This is a genomic window from Agromyces sp. P1_H4 (assembly GCF_056405255.1).
The window spans coordinates 1-5126 of sequence record NZ_JBFUCL010000278.1; the positions used below are offsets into that span (position 1 = coordinate 1).

At 74.0% G+C, this 5126-nt stretch carries 5 protein-coding genes and 1 pseudogene; 3 read left to right on the forward strand and 3 right to left on the reverse strand.

What is annotated here, in order from left to right; genetic code table 11:
* From AC1DY2_RS15085 to AC1DY2_RS15095, 3 genes and pseudogenes are all read left to right on the forward strand, one after another.
* Positions 1–217, forward strand: a pseudogene (locus AC1DY2_RS15085) (arginase family protein); the annotation flags it as partial.
* Between the two features lie 68 nt (positions 218–285).
* Positions 286–1761, forward strand: a complete 1476-nt coding sequence (locus AC1DY2_RS15090; RefSeq protein ID WP_476763170.1) for a dihydrolipoyl dehydrogenase family protein — start codon at positions 286–288, stop codon at positions 1759–1761.
* Positions 1758–2150, forward strand: coding sequence for a Fe-S oxidoreductase (locus AC1DY2_RS15095; protein WP_476763171.1), 393 nt, complete (start codon positions 1758–1760; stop codon positions 2148–2150). The genes AC1DY2_RS15090 and AC1DY2_RS15095 overlap by 4 nt, the downstream gene beginning before the upstream one ends.
* Before the next feature lie 65 nt (positions 2151–2215).
* On the opposite strand, the gene AC1DY2_RS15100 is transcribed toward AC1DY2_RS15095, so the two are convergent.
* From AC1DY2_RS15100 to AC1DY2_RS15110, 3 genes are all read right to left on the reverse strand, one after another.
* Positions 2216–3232: an iron-siderophore ABC transporter substrate-binding protein gene (locus tag AC1DY2_RS15100; protein ID WP_476763172.1), complete on the reverse strand. Its 1017-nt coding sequence runs from the start codon at positions 3230–3232 to the stop codon at positions 2216–2218.
* A gap of 46 nt (positions 3233–3278) precedes the next feature.
* On the reverse strand, positions 3279–4085 hold the full coding sequence (locus AC1DY2_RS15105) for an ABC transporter ATP-binding protein (protein ID WP_476763173.1): 807 nt from the start codon (positions 4083–4085) through the stop codon (positions 3279–3281).
* The coding region (locus AC1DY2_RS15110; RefSeq protein WP_476763174.1) for a FecCD family ABC transporter permease at positions 4082–5126 on the reverse strand (1045 nt) is incomplete at its 5' end. The genes AC1DY2_RS15110 and AC1DY2_RS15105, both read right to left, overlap by 4 nt.

The following is a 5126-nucleotide window of genomic DNA, read 5'->3' on the forward strand; positions in this document are numbered from 1 at the left end:
GGCCGGCCTGTCGTACCCGATGCCCTTCGGCGTAGACACGACCGCCCTCGTCGCGCTCCTGCGAGCGGTCGCCGCGCGCTTCCCACTCGCGGGGGCGGCGATCGCCGGGTTCGCGCCGCGCTCGGCCGAGGCCGCCGAAGACGACCTGCCCACGATCCTGCGCATCGTGGCGGCGCTCACGTCGGCCGGCGGCACGCGGACGGCGACCGACGCGTGACGCGGGTCCCCCCGCCTGCCTAGGCTGGCCATGGCTGCCCGGCCGCGATCGGGCCCGGAGGGAGACGCATGGAGCGCGAGGTGGACGTCGTCGTGATCGGCGCCGGGCCGGTCGGTGAGAACGTGGCCGACCGGGCCAGGGCCGGCGGACTCGAGGTGGTGCTCGTCGAGCACGAGCTCGTGGGCGGCGAGTGCTCGTACTGGGCCTGCGTGCCGTCGAAGACACTCCTTCGCAGTGCGGCCGTGCTCCGCGCCGCGCGGCGCGTGCCCGGAGCCGCGGAGGCGATCACGGGTGAACTCGACGTCGCCGCCGTGCTCCGCCGCCGTGACTACTGGGTCTCCGACTGGGACGACCACGGCGCGGCCGATTGGGTGGCGAGCGTGGGCATCCAGCTCGAACGCGGTCACGGTCGCATCGACGGGCCGCGCCGGGTCGTGGTGACGCACGCCGACGACGGTGAGACGACGCTCGTGGCGCGCCACGCCGTGGTGGTGTCGACCGGATCCGATCCGGTCGTGCCGCCCATCGACGGGCTCGCCGCCGCCCGACCTTGGACGAGCCGCGACGCCACCAGCGTGAAGGAGCCGCCCACCCGCCTCGCCGTCATCGGCGGCGGCGTGGTCGCCGTCGAGATGGCGACGGCGTTCGCCGGCTTCGGCACCGAGGTGACGGTGCTCGCCAGGAGCGGACTGCTCGGCGGCATGGAGCCCTTCGCGGGAGAGGCCGTGGCCGCCGGCCTGCGCGRCCTCGGCGCCACGGTGCGACTCGGCGTCACGCCGACGCGGGTCGAGCGGAACGGCGACGACGAGGTGGTCCTGACCCTCGACGACGGCTCCACGGTGATCGCCGACGAGGTGCTGGTCGCGACCGGACGGCGACCCCGCACCGACGGAGCGGGCCTGGAGACCGTGGGCCTCGAGCCCGGAGCCTGGCTCGACGTCGATGACACGATGGTCGTCCGCGGCGCCGACGGCAACGGTGGCGACGACAACGGCGCCGACGGCGACGGCCGCGACTGGCTCTACGCCGTCGGCGACGTCAACCACCGTGCGCTGCTCACCCACCAGGGCAAGTACCAGGGCCGCGCCGCCGGCGACCTCATCGCGGCCCGGGCGCTCGGGCGACCGGTCGACGTGTCGCCGTGGGGCGTGCACGTGGCCACCGCCGACCACGCCGCGGTGCCGCAGGTGGTGTTCGCCGAGCCCGAGTGCGCGTCGGTCGGGCTGACCGAGGCGGATGCCGCGAAGGCGGGCCGTGCGATCCGGATCGCCGACGTGCCGATGCAGTCCGCGAGCGGCGCCGGCATCCTTGCCGACGGCTACGACGGCCGTGCCCGGCTCGTGATCGACGCCGAGCGCGACGTCGTCATCGGGGCCACGTTCGTCGGCCAGGACGTCGCCGAGCTGGTGCACGCGGCGACGATCGCCGTGGTGGGTGAAGTGCCCGTCGCGCGGCTCTGGCACGCGGTGCCGTCGTTCCCCACCATGAGCGAGGTGTGGCTGCGCCTGCTCGAGGACCTCGGCCGGCCCGAGGCGGCCGCATGAGCGAGCGGCGGGTGACCATCCGGCTGACCGACTCCGCCATCAGCCGCGCCGGCTACTGGTGGGCGACCCTGGTCGGATTCACCTGGGGGTTCCTCTGGAGCACGGGCCCGATCGAGCGACGCCAGGGGCTCTTCGTCTTCACGGGCATGCCGAAGTGGACCTTCGGACGCGGCGGCTCCTGCGTGGGCGGGTGCTACCTCACCGACCGGAACGCGGGCGAGGTGGTGCTCGGCCACGAGGCGGTGCACAAGCAGCAGTGGCTGACGTACGGGATGCTCTTCCCGCTGCTCTACCTCATCGCCGGGCGCGATCCGTTGCAGAACCGCTTCGAGATCGAGGCCGGACTCGAGGCCGGCGGCTACCTGCCGCGTCGGCGGCCCCGCCGCTGAGACGCAGAACGGCCCGGATGCCGCGTGCTGCGGCATCCGGGCCGTTCATGTCCGTCGTGGCYGGCTCAGCCCGCCTGCGCGGCGGCCGAGAGCGACGCGACGAGCTGGTCGAGCCCGTAGGTGAGCGAGAGCGCCGTCGGCGGCGAGACGGCCGCGATGAGCTCGGTGCCGACGACCTGGGCGACCTGGCCGCGGGCGACCGCGGGGATGGCCTGGATCGGCGCGGACTGCAGGAACGCGTCGGCCTCCGCCTGGGTGTCGTGGTAGCTGAGGATCAGGTCGGAGTCGAGCTGGTCGAGCTGCTCGTAGCTCAGCGTGTAGAAGAACGGGGAGTCGCCGTTCGCGAGCTCGGCGACGGCGGGCGCGTCCTCGATGCCGAACGCGGAGAGGAACTCCACCCGCGAGTCCTCCTGCGTGTAGACGTAGAAGGTGCCGCCGACGTCCCAGACCGCGGCGATGGTCTTGCCGTCGAGCTCGGGGTGTGCCTCGGCCTGCGCGGCGAGCTGGGCGTCGAGGTCGTCGAGCACGGCCTGCGCCTCGTCGGCCTTGCCCAGCGCGGTGCCGACGAGGGTCACCGTCTCGCGCCACGGGGTGGTCCACGGCTCGTCGGGGTACGCGACCGTCGGCGCGATCTCGCTGAGGAGGTCGTACTGCTCCTCGGTGATGCCCGAGTAGGGCGCGAGGATGACGTCGGGCGCGGCCTCGATGAGCTCCTCGTAGGGCGGCGCCTCGCCGTCGTCGGTGAGGATGACCGGGGTCTCGACGCCGAGCTCGTCGAGCTTGTCGGCGACCCACGGCAGCACGCCGTCGGCGTTCGCCCCGTACGACTGCTGCGCCATCGCGACGGGCACGACGCCGACCGCGAGCGCGGCTTCGGTGCTCCCCCAGCCCCAGGTCGCGACACGCTCGGGCGCGGCGGGGATCTCCGTCTCGCCGAAGGCGTGCTCGATCGTGACGGGGAACGTGCCGTCGGATGCCGCGGCCGGGCCGGACTCCTCGGGAGCGGCCGAGGAGCAGCCGGCGAGCGTGAGGGCGGCCGCTGCGGCGGCGGCGATGACGGCGATCGTGCGTCGGGCGTGCATGAAGTCCCTTTCGATGGGGTGGATTGAGGTTAGCCTAACCTAAACTTCAGGCCCGGTGAAACCGCCCGATCGGCACGATCATGGGCGAACCGGCCACCGGATCCTCGGCGATGACGCACTCGAGGCCGAAGGCCGAACCGACCGTCTCCGCGGTCATCACTGCGGCCGGTGCGCCCGCGGCAGCGATACGTCCCCCGTCGACCACGACGAGGTGGTCGGCGTAGCGCGCGGCGAGGTTGAGCTCGTGCAGCACCATCACCACGGTCGTGCCGTGCAGCCGGTTCGACTCGGTGAGCAGGTCGAGCAGCTCGAGCTGGTGGCTCACGTCGAGGAAGCTCGTCGGCTCGTCGAGCAGCACGATCCCGGCCCGCTGGGCGAGTGCCATCGCGATCCAGACGCGCTGCCGCTGGCCGCCCGAGAGCTCAGACACCGCCCGGTCGGCCAGGTCGGCCGTGCCGGTCGCCTCCAGCACCTCGGCGAYGATGCGGTCGTCGTCGCTCGAACGCCCGCCGAACCAGCCGCGGTGCGGGTGCCGGCCCCTCGACACGARCTCTCCGACGAGCACGCCGTCGGGCGCGACCGGCTGCTGCGGCAGCACCGCGACGCGGCGGGCGAACTCCTTGGGCGCATACGAGCGGATGTCGCGGCCGTCGAGCGTCACCCGTCCGGCCTCTGGGCGCATGAGGCGCGCGAGCCCCCGCAGCAACGTGGACTTGCCGCTCGCGTTGGGGCCCACGATCGCCGTGATGCGTCCGTCGGGGATCTCGAGGTCGAGGCCCTCGACGACCCGTCGGCCGTCGTAGGCGAGCGTGATCGATTCGGCTCGCAGCCCGTGCGATGCGGTCCCGGTCATCCGTCCGATCCCTTCCGGTTGCCCCTCGCGATCAGCCAGAGGAGGTATGGCGCGCCGATGAGACCCGTGACGATGCCCACGGGCACCGCGACGCCCGTGAACGCGTGCTGCGCCACGAGGTCGGCCACGAGCACGATGGCGGCGCCCACGAGGGCGGATGCCGCGAGCGCGGCCTGCCCGTTCCCCACGACCGTCCGCGCGATGGGCGCCGCCACGAGGGCGACGAACGCGATGGGTCCGGCGAGGGCCGTGGCCACGGCGACGAGCGCGACGCCCAGCACGATCGCCACGAGCCGCGCGCGCGTGGCGTCGAGCCCGAGCGAACGGGCACTGTCGTCCGAGAGGGCGATGAGCGGCATCCGGGGCGAGAACAGCGCCGTGAGCACGAGGAGCACGACGAGCGCGCCCCCCGCGGTCGCGAGCTCGGGCCAGGCGATCGATCCGATGCCGCCGACCATCCAGACGAGCGCCTCCGACGCCTCGCGCACGTCGGCGCGCGTGATGAGCCAGCCGAGCAGGCCCGACACGATCGACGCGAGGCCGATGCCGACGAGCACGAAGCGGATGCCGGTGAGCCCGTCGCGCCAGGCCAGGCCCCACATCAGCGCGGCGACGACGAGCGCGCCCGCGAAGGCGGCGACCGAGACGGCCGGCCCCTGGAGTCCGAGCAGCAGCATCGAGCCGACCGCCGCGAGGCTGGCGCCGCCGGTGACGCCGAGGATGTCGGGACTCGCGAGCGGGTTGCGGAGCGTCGTCTGGAAGAGYGCGCCGCCGAGGCCCAGGGCGGTGCCCGCGATCATCGCGGCGAGCACGCGCGGAAGACGCAGGCGGAGGATCACGAACTCCGCCTTCGGCGACCCCTGGCCGACCAGCGCGGCGACCACGTCGCCCAGGCCGAGCCCGGCCGCGCCGAGGAGCAGCGACGCGGTCGCGGCGGCCAGCGCGACGAGCCAGGTCGCGACCAGGACGCCGGCGAGCCGACGCCGACGTCGGGTGCGCGCGGCACCGACGCGCTGCGCGATGGCCTCGATCCCCCCGCCG

Bases quoted from the DNA above. Each gene is read 5' to 3' on its own strand.
- AC1DY2_RS15095 (WP_476763171.1), top strand. From the start codon at position 1,758: ATGAGCGAGCGGCGGGTGACCATCCGGCTGACCGACTCCGCCATCAGC.
- AC1DY2_RS15100 (WP_476763172.1), bottom strand. From the start codon at position 3,232: ATGCACGCCCGACGCACGATCGCCGTCATCGCCGCCGCCGCAGCGGCC.